This window comes from Harryflintia acetispora, from assembly GCA_004340125.1.
Classification (GTDB): Bacteria; Bacillota; Clostridia; order Oscillospirales; family Ruminococcaceae; genus Harryflintia; species Harryflintia acetispora.
The window spans coordinates 1-1,342 of sequence record SLUK01000022.1; the positions used below are offsets into that span (position 1 = coordinate 1).

The following is a 1,342-nucleotide window of genomic DNA, read 5'->3' on the forward strand; positions in this document are numbered from 1 at the left end:
CCGGGGTGCAGACGGCGGCCACCTCCACCCCGGGCAGGCGGCGCAGCGCGTCGATATGCGCCATCCCGACGAAGCCCAGGCCGATCACCCCGACTTGGCAGCGTTTCATCCTCATGCCTCCCTTCTAGCATTTCCCGGCGCGCAGAGTCGCCGTGGCGGTGCGCCCGATGCGCTCGCGGTCGATTTTCGCCCCCAGCCCGGGAGCCTTCGGGGCCGCTACCATCCCGTTTTTGTCCGGGCGCGGCTCGTCGAGCAGCCCGAAGCGCTGGCCGCAGTCGGGGAGCATCACCTCGTACCAACGGCAGTTCGGGATGGCCAGCGCCGCGTGCAGGTTGGCCACATTGTTGAGCGAATTCGCCCCGTGGTGGATGGCAAATTCCATCCCGAATGCCTCGGCCAGCTTGGCCGCCCCCAGCACCGGGGTCAGCCCACCCTTGACCGCCACGTCGCCGCGCAGGTAGTCGCTCGCCCCCTGCAGCAGCCAGGGGACGTATCCCTGCACCCCGTAGCCGGGATACTCGGTGGCCATCACCGGGATGTCGAGCTTTTGGCAGAGCTTTTGGTAGGAGGCCACGTCGTTTTCCGGCAGCGGGTCCTCGAACCACTCATAGCGCAGCTCCTCGAGAGAGCGGCCGGCCTGCAGCGCGCCCGCGTAGTCGTAGCTCCACATCGAGTCGAGCATCAGCGGGTACCCCTCCCCCGCCGCCGTGCGCACCGCGCGGCAGACGGCGATATCCTCCCGCCAATCCCTCGCCGGGGGATGGATCTTGTAGCCCTTCCAGCCCTCCTCCTTACAGCGCAGCACCTCCTCGGTGTAGTCCTTTACCCCGGGCAGGGACTGGGAGCTGGCATAGGCCGCGACCTCCTCGCGGCATCCGCCGATCAGCCGGTAGAGCGGCAGCCCCGCCTTCTTGCCCGCCAAATCCCACAGCGCGATATCCACCGCGCCGACCGCGCGCCGGGTGGTGCGCCGCCGCTGCCGCCAGTCGTCGATCTTACGGTAGAGCTCCCCCCGCAGCAGCGGGTCCTGCCCCAGCAGCACCGGCGGCAGCGCCTCCATCAGGCTCCCCGCGTCCGCCGTGGCCGGGCAGACCGACGAACCGAGGAAGGCGTTTCCCTCCATCCCCTCGTCGGTGTGGATGCGCAGCAGTCCCAGCTGCACCTCGCCAAAGCCGCTGCCGTAGGCCGCGTCCGAAAGCCCTTGCAGCCCCTCCCAGGGGAAGAGGGTCAGGGACATCCCGGTGATCTTCATCGCGCCACCTCCTTTTGAAACAGCTCCTTCATCCCTTGCAGGGTGGCGGTGCCCTGCTTGACCAGGAACTCCTCGTCGCCCCCCACCGAG

At 68.8% G+C, this 1,342-nt stretch carries 1 protein-coding gene; it reads right to left on the bottom strand.

Features of this window, described 5'->3' with window-relative positions; genetic code table 11:
- Window positions 1-124: 124 nt before the first annotated feature.
- Window positions 125-1,252, bottom strand: a complete 1,128-nt coding sequence (locus EDD78_RS13840) for an enolase C-terminal domain-like protein (RefSeq protein WP_132085324.1) — start codon at window positions 1,250-1,252, stop codon at window positions 125-127.
- Window positions 1,253-1,342: the final 90 nt, after the last annotated feature.

Excerpts from the sequence above, each read along its gene's own strand:
- EDD78_RS13840 (WP_132085324.1), bottom strand. The coding sequence starts at position 1,252 with ATGAAGATCACCGGGATGTCCCTGACCCTCTTCCCCTGGGAGGGGCTG.